The organism is Verrucosispora sp. WMMC514, assembly GCF_027497295.1.
GTDB lineage: Bacteria > Actinomycetota > Actinomycetes > Mycobacteriales > Micromonosporaceae > Micromonospora > Micromonospora palythoicola.
In genome coordinates, this window is sequence record NZ_CP114906.1 from 6,285,304 (window position 1) to 6,300,783 (window position 15,480).

The window sequence follows — 15,480 nt, forward strand, 5'->3', positions numbered from 1 at the left end:
CCAACCGCCATGTCTGAAACGCAACACGAGAGCGTACGGCTCGCGCCGGACCCGACCCCGGGTCTGACGAAGGTCGGGGGTGACACGCCGGTCGTGTCGCCCCCGGCCCGGCGCCGCCGGCGCAAGGGCATCGGCTGGGCCGCCCGGCTGGAAATCGCACTGATGACGGGGCCGACACTCATCGTGTTCCTGTCCTTCGTCATCCTTCCCGTGGCCATGGCCGCCTACTACGGCTTCTTCAGCTGGCAGGGGTACGGGCCCGCTGAGGACTTCGTCGGCCTCCGCAACTACCTGCTGATCTTCGAAGACAGCACCTTCATCGACGCCCTGCGGCACAACGGCATCATCGTGGTGCTGTCGCTGCTGCTGCAGGGGCCGGCGGCCATCCTGCTCGCCCTGCTGCTGAACCGGCAGATGCGGGGGCAGACGCTGATCCGGGTGCTGGTCTTCATCCCGTACGTGATCGCCGAAGTGGTGGTCGGCACCGGCTGGAGCCTGATGCTGCACGGGGAGGGCGTGGTCAACGCCGTCCTCGGCAAGATCGGGCTCGACTGGTTGCAGAACGACTGGCTGGCCGATCCGAAGATCGCGATCTGGACGCTGATGGGCATCCTCACCTGGAAGTACATCGGCTTCGCCGTCATCCTCTTCCTCGCCGGCCTGCAAGGCATCCCGGAGGAGCTGACGGAGGCCGCGGCGATCGACGGCGCATCGTTCTGGCAGATCCAGCGACGTATCACGCTACCGCTGCTCGGGCCGACGATCCGTATCTGGGCCTTCCTGTCGATGATCGGCGCCCTGCAACTGTTCGACCTGGTCTACATCATCTGGGGCCAGTACGTGGCGGCGACCGCCGGGACGTCGACGATGGCCACCTACATGGTGGCCAACGGACGGAACGCGGGAGAGTACGGGTACGGCAACGCGGTCGCCGTGGTGCTGTTCTTCATCTCGCTCTTCGCCGCCCTGCTCTACCAGCGGTTCATCTTGCGCCGGGACACCGAGGGCGCGATCACCGGAGGGAGGCGCTGATGGCCGTGACCGCCGTAGCCGGACGCGGGGCACCGCGCAGGTCGTCCCGGTCGAGGAAGCCGTTCAGCTGGACGGACCCGTCGGTGTACTTCGTCGCGCTGCTGCTCATCGCGACGATGCTGGCCCCGGTCGTCTACATCATCCTGGGCGGCTTCCGGACCAACGCGGAGATCACCACCGACCCGGCCGGGCTGCCCACCGACTGGCAGACCCAGAACTACCTCGATGTGCTGACCGGCAGCACCTTCTGGCAGCAGGTCGCCAACTCCACGATCGTGGCCCTGGCCACCACGGCCGGGGTGGTCACGCTCGGTCTGATGACCAGCTTCATCATCGCGCGTTACCGCTTCTGGGGGCGGGGGGCGATGTACGCGCTGTTCGCCGCCGGTCTGATGTTCCCGCTGACCGTGGCGATCACCCCGCTGTACATCCTGGTCAAGACCCTCGGGCTGATGAACACGCTGCCGGGGGTGATCCTGCCGCAGATCGGGTTCGGCATCCCGCTGACCATCATCATCCTGGTCCCGTTCGTCCGGGCGATCCCCGACGAGATCCAGGAGGCCGCCTCGATCGACGGTTGCAGCCGACTCGGTTTCTTCTGGCGGATGGTGCTCCCGTTGGCCATGCCGGGCGTCATCACCGTGGCCATCCTGACCTTCATCCAGAGTTGGAACGGCTACCTGCTGCCGCTGTTCATCCTGAACCGGGAGGAGACCTTCACGCTGCCCCTCGGCGTGCAGGCCTTCGCCTCGGAGTACTCGGTCGACACGGCGAAGGTCCTGGCGTTCACCTCCCTGTCGATGATCCCGGCACTGGTGTTCTTCAGTCTGTTCCAACGCCGGATCGTCGGCGGACTGACCGGAGCCGTGAAGGGCTGATCCGTCAGCGGACGCGGCGACAACTCCTCGGCGCGCCCGGCCGCCCCGGTCCAGACTCAGGTCTGATCGAGGTGAGCCGGGCGCGTCGGTGTGTCCGGCGGCGCCATCGGTGCGGCGCCTGCTACATCCGGCCCTGCAGGACCGTGCCCATCCGCAACGCGACCTCCTTGCGCCGGTCCGAGTCACCGATGTCGGCCTTGATGCCGCAGAACTCCCCGTCGCCGCACGGGAACCACAGCTCGCCGTGCGTGTCGTCGTAGACGGCACCGTCGGCGGATCCGCTCACCGGCTCCCCGATCTCGGCCACCGCCTCGTACTCGTCGGTGGGCAGGACCGTGGCGTGCAGCGCCTGCCCGCCCGAGGTCGCCGTCCAGACGCAACCGCCGAGCTGGTAGTCGTGCTGGCCGCCGTCGTGGGCCCCGATCGCGTCCGCGACCTCGTCGGTGGTGAGGCGTTCGCACTCCTCGCCCTCCGGCTCGGTCAGGGAATCTGCCGCGTCGTCGGCGGTTCGGGCGTCGCCCGGCTTGTCGCCCGGCGTCGAGGAACCGGTGCCCGCGTCACCCCCGCACGCCACGAGCGTGGCGAGCGCCGCACCGACGATCGCGGCCTTTACCAGCCTGCTGAGGATCTCCATAGGTCATCCCTCCGCCGCGGCACCGCTTGCCGCCGATGACCAACTCCAGCACGACCAGCCGAAACTTGAATCGGTGGATTCCCCCGGCTTAACCGCCGTCCCCCGGTGGCGCGGGGTCAGTTGGCGGGCGGTACGGCCAGCATGGCCAGCGGCACGTGGTGCTGACCGGCGTGGATGTCGCGGTCGCGCAGGCCGCCCTGCACCACCTGCCTCGGGTAGCTGATCTTCACGACGTTCAGCGAGGGAATCCGAAAGAACTGGACGTCCGCCGCCTCGACGCCGTAGAGGCGGGCGATCACCGAGGCGTCCAGGAACGACGGATCGGCGAGGACGGCGTAGGCGTCGGCATCCCGGGCGAAGATCTCCATCGTCACCCAGAACGGTCCGGCGTTCTTCGACCGAACCTCCAGCGCGAGATCGGCGACAACGGTCATCGGTTGTCCTCCAGGCAGACGCGGAACAGGCTGGTCGGCGACGACACCTCGACGACGTGGTTGAGCACGAACTCGTACACCGGTCCCCGTTCCGTCTCGGCCGGTGAGGTGGCGAATGCGAGGCTGGGCAGGTAGTCCAGGTCCGGCGTGGGCAGGTGCAGCATCAGCGGGTTGGCGACCTTCGCGACCGCCGTCGCGGTCGCCTGGTCCGTCGCGTGGACCAAAAGCATCACGCCCACCTCGCGAGGCGGCCCGGTGGCCGGGTCGAGGTCACCGAGGACCGCGTCGTACCCGTAGCGGCGGATGTCGAAGCTGTAGTCGCCCTCGGCCAGCCCGATGGTCCCGGACACCCACTCGGTGATCATCTTGCGGAGCAGGGCGGTCCAGGTGTCGATCTGGCCGAGGATGTGCGGGTCCCGGATCGCGGTGAACGACATCGTCTCGTACCCGGTGATCCGCGCGCCCTCCAGCTTGATGGTGTGCTGCGCGGCCGGCGCGAACCGGGAGCCCTCGACGCGCACGCGGCGCTCGTCCAGGGCCCGGTAGATCGCGTCGCCCACCTCGATGGTGCCGGCGGGCTCGCGCATGCTGAACGGGTTGACCGTCTCGTAGAGCATGTGCGCCGCGACTGAGGTGGGCGTGCAGGCGTTGCTCGCGTCGAGCGGCTCGATGGTGAAGCCGGTGGCGTCGACAGTGGCCAGGACGCCGCCGGCACGCGGGTTCGTGGTGCACTGCCCGCCGCACTCGACGATCTTCGCGGCGTGCCACACGGGCCCGGCCGGCATGCCCTTGAGCAGCGGATAGGCGGCGGCCACCGCGGTGTCGGTGGCCCGTCCGGCGAGGACCACATCGGCACCGGCGGCCAGGGCCGCGGCGATCGGTTCATGGCCCATCATCCCGACGATGTTGGTGCAGCTCTCCAGGGTCGCCCGGTCGAGGTCGCCGGCCGGCGGGAGGGGGTGGATCCGGTCCAGATCGAGGTCGGCCGCCTGCTGCGAGCTGTAGATCGTCGCCAGTCGCAACCGCAGGCCCTCCTCGGTGAGGATCTCGCGAGTGATGCCGGCGACCCAGTCGACGCCGGCGTCGGTGCCGCTGGTGCCGCACGAGCCGACGACCAGCGGGATGCCGGCCGTGGCCGCCGCCCGCAGCAGCAGGCGCAGGTCGCGGGCGACCGCGGCGCGGGCGGTCTTGGCCGTACCGGCACCGAGATAGTAGGGCCCGGAGTCGGTCGAGCCACCGTCCACCGCGATCACGTCGGCGCCGAGGGCCAGGCCGCAATCGACGGTCTCGGTCGGGAAGCCGGCGCCGAGCATGCCGACCGGCACGAGGATGCGGACGGAATCAGGAGTGGTGACCATCGTTCCTCACTTCTTGGTGATCGCTCGGCCGGCCTGCCGGCCGGAGAACAGGCAGCCGCCCAGGAAGGTGCCCTCCAGGGCGCGGTAGCCGTGCATGCCCCCGCCGCCGAAGCCGCTGGCCTCGCCGGCGGCGTACAGGCCGGGCACCGGCTGCCCGGCAGCGTCCAGGACCCGCCCGTCGAGGTCGGTGTGCAGGCCACCGAGCGTCTTGCGGGTGAGCACGTGCAGGCGTACGGCGATCAGCGGGCCGGCCTTCGGGTCGAGGATCCGGTGCGGCGGGGCGGTCCGCATCAGCCGGTCGCCCCGGTAGTTCCGGAAGTTCCGGATGGCGGCGATCTGCAGGTCCTTGGTGAACGGGTTGTGCAGTTGCCGGTCCCGCGCCTCGATCACCCGCCGCACCTCGGCCGGGTCCAGCAGTGGGGTCTCGGTGAGCGCGTTCATCCCGTCGACCAGCTCATCGAGGTCAGCGGACACCACGAAGTCCGCGCCGCGCTTCTTGAACGCCTCGACCGGTGCCGGCGCGCCGGCCCGGACCCGACCCAGCACCTGGCGGACGCTGCGGCCGGTCAGGTCCGGGTTCTGTTCCGAGCCGGACAGCGCGAACTCCTTCTCGATGATCTTCTGGGTCAGCACGAACCAGCTGTGGTCGTACCCGGTGGACCGCAGGCGGGCGAGGGTACCGAGGGTGTCGAATCCGGGCGAGAGTTCGGCGGGCAACCGCTGCCCACGGGCGTCCAACCAGATCGAGGAGGGTCCGGGCAGGATGCGGATACCGTGCGCGTGCCAGACCGGATCCCAGTTCTGCACGCCCTCCACGTAGTGCCACATCCGGTCGGGGTTGATGACTGTGCCGCCGGCCGCCTCGGCGATGCCGATCATCCGGCCGTCCACGTGGGCCGGAACCCCGGAGATCATCCGGGCCGGCGGCACGCCGAGCCGCTGCGGCCAGTTGCGCCGGACCAGGTCGTGATCACCGCCGATGCCGCCGGAGGTCACCACCACCACGGGCGCGGAGAGCTCGAAGTCCGCGACGGCCGTGCGGCCGCTGGCGACGCCGCGCCGCGCGCTGCTCGGTTCGAGGATCTTTCCGCGTACGCCGGAGACGACACCGTTGGTGCGGACGATCTCGTCGACCCGGTGCCGGAACCGGAACCCCACCTTCCCGGCCCGGGCCGTGGCGATGAACGGCTCCAGCAGGCCCGGCCCGGTCCCCCAGGTGATGTGGAAGCGGGGCACGGAGTTGTTGGCCCGCTCCGCCCAGCCGACGATCGGGAACAGTCTGATGCCGAGCTGGCGTAGCCAGGCCCTCTTCTCCCCGGCGGCGAAGTCGACGTACGCCTCGGCCCAGCGTCGGGGCCACTCGTCCTCGGGCCGGTCGAACCCGGCGTTGCCCAGCCAGTCCGCCCAGGCCAGCTCGCGCGAGTCGCGGATGCCCATCCGGCGCTGCTCGGGCGAGTCGACCAGGAACAGGCCACCGAACGACCAGAACGCCTGGCCGCCGAGGCTGCGCTCGGACTCCTGGTCGAGCAGGAGGACACGGTGGCCGGCGGCCACGAGTTCGGCGGTGGTGACGAGCCCGGCCAGGCCGGCCCCGACAACGATCACGTCAGCGGTCATCTTCTCTGCTCCGGGTCGATCAGGTGGGCGTTGACGGAGGTCTGTGGCTTCCCGGCCAGGGCGGCGACCAGTTCGCGGGCGCCGCACAGGCCCGCGTCGCGGCGGGCCTCGGCGGTCTGGCCGGCCATGTGCGAGTAGACGGTGATGCCCTCGACACCGCGCAGCACGCTGTCGGCGGGCAGCGGTTCGACGTCCACCACGTCGAGGGCCGCCCCGGCGATCCGACCGGACCGGACCGCCTCGGCCAGGGCGGCCACGTCGACGATCGGCCCGCGTGCCGTGTTGATCAGGTGAGCCGTCGGCTTCATCCGGGCCAGCGCCCCCACGTCGATCAGGTGCCGAGTACGCGGGGTCAGCGCGGTGTGGATCGACACGTAGTCGGCGTCGCGGAGCAGGTTCTCCAGGGGAACGTCGTGGCCCAGCACCGTCATGCCGAACGCCTCGGCGAGCGGTCGCACCCGTTGGGCCACCGCGCCCCGGCCGATCAGGCCGAGGATCTTGCCGCGCAACTCGTGCCCGTCCCTGCGCGGCCAGCCACCGGCCGCGACCCCGGCCGCCATCGGGACCAGGTGCCGCGCCTGGGCCAGCAGCAGCGCGATGGTGTACTCGGCGACCGCGTTGGCGTTGATGCCGGGCAGGTTGCTGACGCTGATGCCGAGGCGGGTGGCGGCCGGTACGTCCACCGAGTCGTACCCGACGCCGGTGCGCACGACCACCCGCAGTCGGGGTGACGCCGCCAGCACCTGCGCGGTCACCGGCTCGTTGGCGATCAGCGCGCCGTCGACGTCGGCGAGCGCGGCGATCAGGTCCGCCGGCCGACGCGGGCCGCGCATCGGGTCGTGCCGGGTGGTGAAGCCCTGGCCGGTGAGGTAGGTGTCCACCTCGTCACCCGGGCTCAGGTAGTCGGTGGTGATCAGGATGGTCGGCATCGGCACTCTCTCAGCTGGTGCGGGCGGGGGTCGTCGCGCGGGCCTGCTCCAGGCGGGCCAGCCGGATCACCACGACGGCCGCGAGCGTGGCCAGCACGGCGATGTCGAGCAGCATCCAGGTCCAACCGACGAGGTCGACGGCAGCGCCGACCAGTGCCGGCCCGGCGAAGCCGCCCAGGTACCAGGTGACCGCGTAGAGCCCGGTGTAGGCGCCGAGCATCCGGCTGGACGGGGCCAGGTTCCACAGGGCGACCGCCGCGTTGATCAGGAAGCCGGCGGCGCCCATGGCGGCGAGGCAGAACAGCACGACCGTGCCGGTGGGGGTCCGCACGACGGCGCCGGCCGCGAGTGCCCCGGCGAAGACGGCGATGCCGATCAGGATCACCCGTAGCCGGCCGAAACGCTCGGCCGCCAGTGCTGCCGGATAGGCCGCGATCAGGTACGCGACGCCGCTGGGCAGGGTGAGTCCGCCGGCCTCACCGCGGGTCAGGCCCAGCACCTCCATGCCGTACGGGGTCATCAGCGACCGGGAGGCGAACCAGGCGCCGCCGAAGAGGAAGACGGTGAGCAGCAGGAGCACCCGCCGCCGGTCGTGGCTGGTGACGAGTTCGGTGACGACCCGCCACAGCGGCGATCTCGTCTCGCCGGCTCCGGCGGTCGCGTCCTCGGCCACCGCGGCCCGATAGGCCGGGGACCGGCTGTCGCGCACCTTGGTGATCATCACGGCGGTGGCGACCAGCATGATCGCCGCCGGGATGACGAAGGCCGCCCGAGGATGGTCGTCCACCACCAGGAGGCTGATCAGTGACGCCACGATGATGGTGAGCGACGTGGCGATCTTGACGACGGCGTTGGTCCGGCCACGGCGCTGCGGCGCGACGAAGTCCGGGGTCAGCGCCTCGGCGAGCGGTCGCATGGAGTTCGCGACGAGCGCGTAGGCGACCATCACCGCGACCAGCGTGACCAGCGACGTGGTCCAGGGCAGCAGCAGGAAGAACAGCGCCCCGAGTGGCATGCCCACCGCCAGGTACGGGATGCGCCGTCCCCACCGGGTCCGAGTGTTGTCGGAACGGTTGCCGATCCAGGGCTGGATGAAGATCCCCAGCAGGTTGTCCATGCCCATCAGCACGCCGACGAGCGCGGCGCTGGTGACATGCTCGCGCAGCAGGACGGGCACCTGGTTGTCGTAGAAGTTCCAGGTCGACTCCTGCGCGAACAGCGCGAGCGCGATGAAGAAGGTGATCTTCCGATACGACACCTCGTCGCGGGTTTTCATTTCGGCCATGTCGCCTCCACGTAACGTGTGCCGCGTCACGCTAGTTTGCTATAGCAAGTTCGTCAACAGTCGCATGTAGTCTTTGCGATGGCATGCGTTAGGGTGTGGCCATGACAGTGACCGAGACGCTCGGCGACCAGGCGTACCGTCAGGTCCGCGCCGCCATCGCCGCCGGTGAACTCGCACCGGGAGAGAAGGTGACCGAGCGCGGGCTGGCCGAACGCCTGTCGATCAGCCCCACCCCGGTCCGCGAGGCCCTGCGACGGTTGGAGTCCGACGGGCTGATCGAGCGGATCGGGCCGCGGACCGTGCTGGTCGCCGAGATCCGGGACGCCGCCATCGACGACCTCGCCGAGGTCGAGGTCGGACTACGCGGACTGGTCGCCCGGTTCGCCGCCCGGCACGCCACGGCAGATCAGCTCGACACCCTCGACGAGATCCTCGACCGGGCCGACGACCTGCTGATCCTGCTCAAGGAGCGACGTGCCCAGGGCTTGCCGACCGAACGGCACCTCACCGCGCTGCTCGACACGATGCTGGAGTTCAACGAGACGGTGAACGCCTGCGCCCACAATCCGGTCCTCGTCCGGATGCTCGACCAGAGCCGGGTGTTCACCCGTCCACAGCGACGGGAACTGCTCCTGGAGCGGGTCGCCGCGGACGACACCTTCGGTCTGGAGCGTTACACCAGCCATCGCGCCCTGGTCCGGGCGCTACGGGCCGGCGACTCCGCCGCTGCCGAACGCATCGCCATCGCCGACTCGCAGGGCGGCCTCGACGCACTGCGGAGGAGCCGATGAACCACCGGATCGCCGTCATCCCCGGCGACGGCATCGGCAAGGAAGTCGTACCGGCCGGAATCGAGGCCGTGGAGGCGACCGCCGGGCGCTTCGGTCTGCGGCTGGAATTCACCGACTTCGGCTTCGCCAGCGCCGACTACTGGCAGCGGCACCAGCGGATGCTGCCGCCCGACTGGGAGCAGACGCTACGCGCCTTCGATGCCATCTTCTTCGGCGCGGTCGGCTGGCCCACCGTGGTGCCCGACCACATCTCGCTGTGGGGCAGCCTGCTCCAGTTCCGGCGGACCTTCGACCAGTTCGTGAACCTGCGCCCGTGCCGACTCATGCCCGGCGTCCGCAGTCCCCTCGCCGACCGCGAGCCCGGCGAGATCGACTTCCTGGTGGTCCGCGAGAACACCGAAGGTGAATATTCGAGCGTCGGCGGACGCATCTTCGAGGGCACCGACCGGGAGACCGTGCTCCAGGAGACGGTGATGACCCGAGTCGGCGTCGACCGGGTCCTGCGATTCGCCTTCGAGCAGGCGCAGAGCCGCCCCAAACAGCACCTCACCTCGGCGACCAAGAGCAACGGCATCGCCATCTCGATGCCGTACTGGGACGAGCGGGTGGCCGCGATGAGCCAGCAGTTTCCCCGCGTACGGGTCGACAAGTTCCACATCGACGCCCTCGCCGCCCAGTTCGTGCTGCACCCCGAGTGGTTCGACGTGGTGGTCGCCAGCAACCTCTTCGGCGACATCCTCTCCGACCTCGGCCCGGCCTGCACCGGCACACTCGGCATCGCGCCGAGCGCCAACATCAACCCCGACCGCCGTCACCCGAGCCTCTTCGAGCCGGTACACGGCTCCGCACCGGACATCGCCGGTCATGGCGTCGCCAACCCGATCGGCCAGATCTGGTGCGGCTCGATGATGCTCGACCACCTCGGTCACCCCGAGGCCGCCGCCCACCTCCTCGGTGCCGTCGAGGATGTCCTGGCGCTCGGGCCGAAGGAGTCGCCGCTCACCCCGGACCTGCACGGCATCGGTACCACGGCCGAACTGGGAAACGCGATCGCCGAGCGCGTCCGCGAGCGCTGAAGCACGCCCCGGCCGGAGATGCCGAGTCGCCGAAGCAGCGGGTGGCTGGCACCACGCCGAGGCCCTCAGGAGCGGTAGGTCGACACGACACGACCTGGCGCTCCAGATCTCCTGCGCCGCCGCCATGGGTCACGGACCGTGAGCCGACGGCCAAATGTCATCTCAGTGCGCGATGAGGCCGCCGACCGGGACCGGCGCGACGTGCCCGGTCGCCGGGCGCGTCCGCGCCAGGGCGAGGCCGACGTCCACGAGGGAGGATCGGCGCAACTGCACCACATCCGGTAGCGGGGTCCAGACCGGCTCGGCAGTCGCACCGTTCGGCTCCGGCCGAAGGACCCCTCCCATGATGCGGACCTGGTAGAAAATGCCCACGTTCTGGTGCTCGCGTCCGGACCGCGCCTCGGCGGCGGGGATCACCCTGGAGTCCACGCCCAGCAGGCGGTCGACCACCGCGGCGCAGCCGGTCTCCTCGGCAACCTCCCGGAGCACCGCATCGAACGGATCCTCCGCGTGCTCGACCCGGCCGCCCGGAAGGGACCAGGTCGTCTCGCCCGACGGCGCCACACACCGGACGAGCAGCACCCGCTCGGCGTCGACGCACACGGCGTAGGCGGCCAGCCGGAAACTCATCCCGGCAGAGGTCCCCGTGCGCGACCCCGGGACGCCGACCACGCCACCACGCTGCTCATACGCTGGCGAGCAACGCGTCGAGCGGCTGCGGCACGGTGCCCCGGGCGACGGCGGCCTCGACGAGCAGCCGGGCGTAGCGCAGGTTGCGGCGCGAACTGCTGCGCAGGAACCGCCACAGCTGCGCCTCGGGATCCCGACCACGCCAGGCGGGCTGGCTCTGGAACCCACGGAACAGCCGCAGGTCGCCCTGAGCCTCGAAGAGGGCCTCGACGGCCGGGTTGCCGACCGCCCGGATCAGCTCGTCCTCCAGGTCGTCTACGCAGACGAAGAAGCCGAGCTGCGCCAGGTCGGTACGGGTGCGGGGCGTACCGACGCCCGCCTCGGTCAGCCCGCGCCGGAAGATCTCCTCCTCCCGCAGGTCGCAGAGGCCAGCGAGGCGTAAGCCGACGCCCGGCGGGCCCAACCTGGTCAGGAAGCGACCGATCGCGTGGGCGCCGCCGATCGGGACGATGACGATCCGCTCGGCGTCGAGATCGCGGCCACGGCCGGCCGCCAAGGTCTCCAGGGCGATCTGGTCGCTGATGCCCTCGACGAGCACCGCGGCCTCGGCGGACTCGGCCCGGGCCAGCGCGCGGGCGGTGGCCCGCATCGAGGCGGCGTTACCGCCCAACGGCCCGTCCAGACCGGCCCGGGGCGGCTCGCGGCGCGAGGTGACATCCATTGGTTGGCCTCCCCGTCCGGCCGGAGGCGGAGCCCCGCGACGGGCGACAAAGACAAAAGGCAGAGAGTCACCTCCCTGCCACTCCTAACGTATAGCGCACCGGGGGGCTTGTGGCAAGACCCGGGTTCTGCCGCAGAATCGTCGGCCGGACGCGGCACTGACGAAGAAACGGGGCACACCGTGCGGGAGCTGACGACGGACGAGACGACCGGGCGGTACGTGGTGCGCCTGCCCGACATCGATGAGACGCGGGTCGACGTCGTCGGCGGTAAGGGGGCGCACCTGGGGGCGTTGTCGCGGATCGACGGCGTCCACGTGCCGGCCGGCTTCTGCGTCACGACCCAGGCCTTCCGACGGATCATGGCGGAGGTGCCGTCGATCGACGATCTGCTCGATCGGCTGGCCCGGCTGAGCCCGGACGATCGGGAGGCCGTTCGGGCACTCGGCGCCGAGATCCGGCACGCCATCCGGGCCGTACCCGTGCCGGCCGATCTGGCGGCGGCGATCAGCGGTTCCGTCGACGAACTCGACGGGCGGGCCGGGTACGCCGTCCGGTCCAGCGCGACCGCCGAGGACCTGCCGACGGCCTCCTTCGCCGGCCAGCACGACACGTACCTCAACGTGGTCAGTGCGACAGCGGTCGTCGAACACGTCCGCCGGTGCTGGGCGTCGCTGTTCAGCGAGCGCGCGGTGACCTACCGGCAGCGCAACGGCGTCGACCACCGTACGGTCCAGATGGCCGTCGTGGTGCAGCAGCTGGTGCTCCCGGACGCGGCCGGCATCCTGTTCACGGCCGATCCCGTCACCGGCGACCGCCGGGTCTCCTCCGTGGACGCCGGCTTCGGTCTCGGTGAGGCCCTGGTCTCCGGTCTGGTCAACCCGGACGTGTTCAAGGTACGCGACGGCGAGATCGTCAGCCGGACCGTCGCCACCAAGCAGCGGGCGATCCACGCCCTACCCGCCGGAGGTACCCGGGAACAGGCCGTCGACCCGCAGCAGCGGGGCCAGCCGGCGCTGACGGACACCCAGGTCGTACGACTCGTCCAGCTCGGGCGGCGAGTCGAAGCGCACTTCGGCAGCCCGCAGGACATCGAATGGTGCCTGGCCGACGACGACTTCCAGATCGTGCAGACCCGGCCCATCACGACACTGTTCCCCGTCCCGGCCGGCGACGGGAACAATCGCGTCTACGTCTCGGTCGGCCATCAGCAGATGATGACCGACGCGATGAAGCCGCTGGGTCTGTCGATGTGGCGGTCGACGGCCATGGCACCGATGCAGGCGGCCGGCGGGCGGCTGTTCGTCGACGTCACCCAGCGGCTGACCTCCCCCGCAACCCGCAACGCCCTCCTGGAACTCATGGGTAGGGGCGATCCGCTGGTCAGGGACGCCCTCGAAACCGTCCCCGGCCGCGACTTCATCCCGACGCGGCCGGACGCAGGGCTCGCCGGGGCCCCGGCGGTCGGGGCCGAGGTCGGCGCGGTGCGGGCCGCGGCGGCAGCCGGCCCGGCGGTACCTCCGATCGACCCGGATCCGGCCATCGTCGCCGGGCTGGTCGAGCGCAGCCAGGCGTCCATCGCCGCCCTGGGTCGCGAGATCCGGACGAAGACCGGCACGGCGTTGTTCGAATTCCTGACCAGCGCCTTCGACGAGCACAAACGGATACTCGGTGACCCGCTGAGCATGCAGGTCATCATGGCCGGGATGGAGGCCACCTGGTGGCTCAACGAGCACCTCCGGGAGTGGCTGGGTGAGAGGAACGCGGCGGACACGCTCACCCTCTCCGCTCCCGGCAACGTGACGTCGGAGATGGGACTGGCGCTGCTCGACGTCGCCGACGTGATCCGCCCGCATCCCGAGGTGGTGGCGTACCTGCACGGCGTCGAGGACGAGGGTTTTCTCGACGAGTTGCCGAAGCTGCCCGGCGGCACCGAGGCGCGGCAGGCCATCGAGGCGTACCTCGACCGGTACGGCATGCGCTGCGTCGGCGAGATCGACATCACCAGGCCACGGTGGCGCGAACGTCCCACCACCCTGCTGCCGGTGCTGCTGGAACACGTCCGGCACGCCGAGCCGGGTGCCGCCGAGCGTCGTTTCGAGCGGGGACGGCAGGCCGCGGAGCAGAAGGCGCGTGAGGTGCTGTCCCGGCTGCGGGCTCTGCCGGACGGGGCGCGCAAGGCCGCCGAGACCGAGCGGATGATCGACCGGGTCCGGACCTTCGCCGGCTACCGGGAGTACCCGAAGTACGACATCATCAGCCGCTACTTCCTCTACAAGCAGGCTCTGCTGGGCGAGGCCGATCGCCTGGCGCTGGCGCAGGTGATCCGCGACAGGGAGGACGTCTTCTTCCTCACTGTCGACGAGTTCCACGACGCCGTGCGCACCAACCAGGTCGACGACCGGCTCATCCGTCAACGTCGGGAGGAGTTCCGGTCGTACCAGGCACTCCGGCCGCCGCGAGTGCTCACCTCGGACGGTGAGACCGTCGACGGGGCGTACCGGCGCGACGACGTGCCGGCCGGTGCCCTGGTCGGCCTGCCGGTCTCCAGCGGGACGGTGGAAGGACGCGCCCGGATCATCCTGGACCTCGGCCGGGCCGACCTGGGACCGGGCGACATCCTCGTCACCGCCCACACCGATCCCAGTTGGACGCCCCTGTTCGTCGCCGCCGCCGGCCTGGTGACGGAGGTTGGTGGACTGATGACCCACGGCGCGGTGATCGCCCGGGAGTACGGCCTGCCCGCCGTGGTCGGAGTGGCAGACGCCACCCGGCTGATCCGCGACGGGCAGCGGATCCGGGTGCACGCCACCGACGGCTACGTGGAGATCCTGTCCCGATAGACGCCCTCCCCATGACGTGGCAGGCGGCGCGCGGCCGCCACCTGTGCGAACCTCAGCGATCGAGCGGCGAAGCCGTCGTTCGGCGGCGGTCCGGTGAGCCTCCGGTGGATCTTCGTGCACATGATCGAGGAGACCGCCCAGCACCGCGGACACCTGGACCTGCTTCGAGACGCCCTCACCCGGTGGGCAGTGTGAACGCTCCGATCGCCGCGGCGAGGGGCAGGGACAGGAAGACGACCGCGCCGCCGGCGCCCACCCACAGGGCCACGTGACTTCTTCCTGTCGCCTGCCGGGCTCTCCGGCGGGACTCAGTACATCGCGTCAGCCGCCGGCCCGGGCAGTGTCGATCGTCATGAGGTCGCGCAGGGCGAAGCGGAGGTGCTCCCACTCCTCGCCGATGATCACGTGCAGGCAGCGCAGGACCGACACCTCGTCCTCGGCCGACCAGGGGTTGCGTCGAGGCTCGGCAAGCATCTGCGGGGTGACGGTGGCGAGGAACCCGCGGACCATAGCCTGCCGTTCGGCTCGCAGGTCGAGGACCTGGGCCAGCGCCGGCTGCCTCGCGGCGAAGATCGAGGTGTCGAAGCCGTCCATCGCGTACTCGGCGTGCGGCTGCCCGAGCGGGTGGAAGGGCTGCGGAAGGCGCAGCACCGCCTTGCCGAGCCAGGCGTCGGCGGCGAAGGCGAGGTGACGCAGCGTCTGGGCGAAGGACCACTCGCCGTCGACCGAGGTGTCGACGGCGCCGGCCGGCATCGCGGTCGCCCGCTCGACCGCCGCCGCCCAGGCCCGTTCGAGCGCCGCCCACGCCGCCCGCAGTCCCTCCGGATCGTCGGCCTGCCTCAGCTCCCGACCCGGGAACCGCCGGTTCAGCTCGGCCTCGACCAACGGCACGACGTCGACCCCGTTGACCAGCAGCGACCCCTCCGCCAACCAGGGTGCGTCGATGTCGAGCCCTCGCACCTCGACGCTGCGCATGACCGCTCCGGCCAACGTCGACCTGATGAACCGTGCCCCCGCCAGATCCCGATCGACGAACTCCTGCACCATCCGGACTCCTCCCGTGAACGAATCGCGGCGAGAGTAACGCCGAGGTGCGACACCGCCGTCCCAGTCACCGATCCGTACCGCCGCCCACCTTGCCCGCCGGTACGCGAACCCATAGCCTTGATTCGCCGACGTCAATGGATCACCACCCGCGACGTCGCGATGGTGGGCCGGCCACGTTCCCGCCGGCCGTACCGCCGGGTGGTTGCG

General features: G+C 70.6%; 14 protein-coding genes and 1 pseudogene. 6 read left to right on the plus strand and 9 right to left on the minus strand.

The features are described 5' to 3' along the window. Positions 1-9: 9 nt before the first annotated feature. Positions 10-1,032 carry a sugar ABC transporter permease gene (locus O7597_RS29165; protein WP_269741898.1) on the plus strand — a complete coding sequence of 341 codons (1,023 nt, stop codon included), beginning with the start codon at positions 10-12 and terminating at the stop codon, positions 1,030-1,032. Further along, entirely contained in the window at positions 1,032-1,910 is an 879-nt protein-coding gene (locus O7597_RS29170; RefSeq protein WP_281581343.1) for a carbohydrate ABC transporter permease, read from the plus strand. The genes O7597_RS29165 and O7597_RS29170 overlap by 1 nt, the downstream gene beginning before the upstream one ends. Positions 1,911-2,031: 121 nt before the next feature. Here O7597_RS29170 and O7597_RS29175 read toward each other — a convergent pair whose 3' ends face one another. The 6 genes from O7597_RS29175 to O7597_RS29200 form a co-directional block, all read right to left on the minus strand. After that, complete coding sequence (locus tag O7597_RS29175; RefSeq protein ID WP_281581344.1) at positions 2,032-2,544, minus strand: hypothetical protein; 513 nt, start codon at positions 2,542-2,544, stop codon at positions 2,032-2,034. A 116-nt stretch (positions 2,545-2,660) separates the two neighbouring features. Continuing rightward, complete coding sequence (locus O7597_RS29180) at positions 2,661-2,978, minus strand: DUF4387 domain-containing protein (protein WP_281581345.1); 318 nt, start codon at positions 2,976-2,978, stop codon at positions 2,661-2,663. Continuing rightward, a complete protein-coding gene (locus O7597_RS29185) occupies positions 2,975-4,336 on the minus strand; it encodes an acyclic terpene utilization AtuA family protein (RefSeq protein ID WP_281581346.1) in 1,362 nt (453 codons plus the stop codon). Before O7597_RS29185 ends, O7597_RS29180 begins: the two co-directional genes overlap by 4 nt. A 6-nt stretch (positions 4,337-4,342) precedes the next feature. Next, positions 4,343-5,953, minus strand: a complete 1,611-nt coding sequence (locus tag O7597_RS29190; RefSeq protein ID WP_281581347.1) for an FAD-binding dehydrogenase — start codon at positions 5,951-5,953, stop codon at positions 4,343-4,345. Next, a complete protein-coding gene (locus tag O7597_RS29195) occupies positions 5,950-6,882 on the minus strand; it encodes an NAD(P)-dependent oxidoreductase (protein WP_281581348.1) in 933 nt (310 codons plus the stop codon). Before O7597_RS29195 ends, O7597_RS29190 begins: the two co-directional genes overlap by 4 nt. 10 nt (positions 6,883-6,892) lie before the next feature. Further along, positions 6,893-8,167 (minus strand): MFS transporter, encoded by a 1,275-nt coding sequence (locus tag O7597_RS29200; protein ID WP_281581349.1) that lies wholly within the window; start codon positions 8,165-8,167, stop codon positions 6,893-6,895. 101 nt (positions 8,168-8,268) lie between these two features. Between O7597_RS29200 and O7597_RS29205 the strand changes: the two genes are divergently transcribed. Further along, complete coding sequence (locus O7597_RS29205; RefSeq protein WP_269741906.1) at positions 8,269-8,958, plus strand: GntR family transcriptional regulator; 690 nt, start codon at positions 8,269-8,271, stop codon at positions 8,956-8,958. Then, positions 8,955-10,034, plus strand: coding sequence for a tartrate dehydrogenase (locus tag O7597_RS29210; protein ID WP_281581350.1), 1,080 nt, complete (start codon positions 8,955-8,957; stop codon positions 10,032-10,034). The genes O7597_RS29205 and O7597_RS29210 overlap by 4 nt, the downstream gene beginning before the upstream one ends. Positions 10,035-10,196: 162 nt before the next feature. Here O7597_RS29210 and O7597_RS29215 read toward each other — a convergent pair whose 3' ends face one another. Next, the gene (locus O7597_RS29215; protein WP_281581351.1) at positions 10,197-10,664 is read right to left on the minus strand and encodes an NUDIX domain-containing protein; all 468 of its coding nucleotides are present in this window, start codon (positions 10,662-10,664) and stop codon (positions 10,197-10,199) included. Positions 10,665-10,719: 55 nt separating this feature from the next. Beyond that, positions 10,720-11,385, minus strand: coding sequence for an ATP-dependent endonuclease (locus O7597_RS29220; RefSeq protein ID WP_281581352.1), 666 nt, complete (start codon positions 11,383-11,385; stop codon positions 10,720-10,722). Positions 11,386-11,565: 180 nt separating this feature from the next. Here O7597_RS29220 and rph point away from each other — a divergent pair, with 180 nt between their 5' ends. Together rph and O7597_RS29230 are read left to right on the plus strand one after the other, a co-directional pair. Then, a complete protein-coding gene (gene rph / locus O7597_RS29225) occupies positions 11,566-14,226 on the plus strand; it encodes a rifamycin-inactivating phosphotransferase (protein WP_281581353.1) in 2,661 nt (886 codons plus the stop codon). An 87-nt stretch (positions 14,227-14,313) separates the two neighbouring features. Next, positions 14,314-14,421 (plus strand): annotated as a pseudogene (locus O7597_RS29230) (DUF664 domain-containing protein); the annotation flags it as partial. Positions 14,422-14,547: 126 nt separating this feature from the next. Here O7597_RS29230 and O7597_RS29235 read toward each other — a convergent pair. Then, positions 14,548-15,273 carry a DinB family protein gene (locus O7597_RS29235; protein ID WP_281581354.1) on the minus strand — a complete coding sequence of 242 codons (726 nt, stop codon included), beginning with the start codon at positions 15,271-15,273 and terminating at the stop codon, positions 14,548-14,550. Between the last annotated feature and the right edge of the window lie 207 nt (positions 15,274-15,480).

What these genes read in the sequence shown, in the direction of transcription:
- O7597_RS29165 (WP_269741898.1), top strand. Translation starts at nt 10, where the DNA reads ATGTCTGAAACGCAACACGAGAGCGTACGGCTCGCGCCGGACCCGACC.
- O7597_RS29170 (WP_281581343.1), top strand. Translation starts at nt 1,032, where the DNA reads ATGGCCGTGACCGCCGTAGCCGGACGCGGGGCACCGCGCAGGTCGTCC.
- O7597_RS29175 (WP_281581344.1), bottom strand. Translation starts at nt 2,544, where the DNA reads ATGGAGATCCTCAGCAGGCTGGTAAAGGCCGCGATCGTCGGTGCGGCG.
- O7597_RS29180 (WP_281581345.1), bottom strand. Translation starts at nt 2,978, where the DNA reads ATGACCGTTGTCGCCGATCTCGCGCTGGAGGTTCGGTCGAAGAACGCC.
- O7597_RS29185 (WP_281581346.1), bottom strand. Translation starts at nt 4,336, where the DNA reads ATGGTCACCACTCCTGATTCCGTCCGCATCCTCGTGCCGGTCGGCATG.
- O7597_RS29190 (WP_281581347.1), bottom strand. Translation starts at nt 5,953, where the DNA reads ATGACCGCTGACGTGATCGTTGTCGGGGCCGGCCTGGCCGGGCTCGTC.
- O7597_RS29195 (WP_281581348.1), bottom strand. Translation starts at nt 6,882, where the DNA reads ATGCCGACCATCCTGATCACCACCGACTACCTGAGCCCGGGTGACGAG.
- O7597_RS29200 (WP_281581349.1), bottom strand. Translation starts at nt 8,167, where the DNA reads ATGGCCGAAATGAAAACCCGCGACGAGGTGTCGTATCGGAAGATCACC.
- O7597_RS29205 (WP_269741906.1), top strand. Translation starts at nt 8,269, where the DNA reads ATGACAGTGACCGAGACGCTCGGCGACCAGGCGTACCGTCAGGTCCGC.
- O7597_RS29210 (WP_281581350.1), top strand. Translation starts at nt 8,955, where the DNA reads ATGAACCACCGGATCGCCGTCATCCCCGGCGACGGCATCGGCAAGGAA.
- O7597_RS29215 (WP_281581351.1), bottom strand. Translation starts at nt 10,664, where the DNA reads ATGAGTTTCCGGCTGGCCGCCTACGCCGTGTGCGTCGACGCCGAGCGG.
- O7597_RS29220 (WP_281581352.1), bottom strand. Translation starts at nt 11,385, where the DNA reads ATGGATGTCACCTCGCGCCGCGAGCCGCCCCGGGCCGGTCTGGACGGG.
- O7597_RS29235 (WP_281581354.1), bottom strand. Translation starts at nt 15,273, where the DNA reads ATGGTGCAGGAGTTCGTCGATCGGGATCTGGCGGGGGCACGGTTCATC.